The 291-nt window shown below is 43.3% G+C and carries 1 protein-coding gene; it reads left to right on the forward strand.

All coding sequences use genetic code 11. The features are described from left to right. The coding region (locus AB4585_RS24605; RefSeq protein ID WP_372171375.1) for an ATP-binding cassette domain-containing protein at positions 1–291 on the forward strand (291 nt) is incomplete at both ends.

The following is a 291-nucleotide window of genomic DNA, read 5'->3' on the forward strand; positions in this document are numbered from 1 at the left end:
CGGTAAATCCACGCTTCTAAACGTATTGAGTGGGTTATTGTCCCCTGACCAAGGTGAGGTGACATTTAAAGAAACCTGCCTACTTGATACCAAGCACAGTATCAATGTGCCTGTCTGGAAACGAAAAATAGCGGTGGTCTTTCAAGATGCCCGTTTGTTCCCTCATCTCTCTATCTTAGAGAACCTTCTTTTTGGTTCGCCAAACAAGTTACAAAGTGGCCGATTTAAGGAACTAACGTCGTTACTTGGTATTGAGCACCTGTTAGATTCTAAACCAAACAACCTCAGTGG

Origin of the sequence: Vibrio sp. 10N.222.49.C9 (assembly GCF_041474985.1) — a bacterium.
Taxonomy (GTDB): Bacteria; Pseudomonadota; Gammaproteobacteria; order Enterobacterales; family Vibrionaceae; genus Vibrio; species Vibrio crassostreae_C.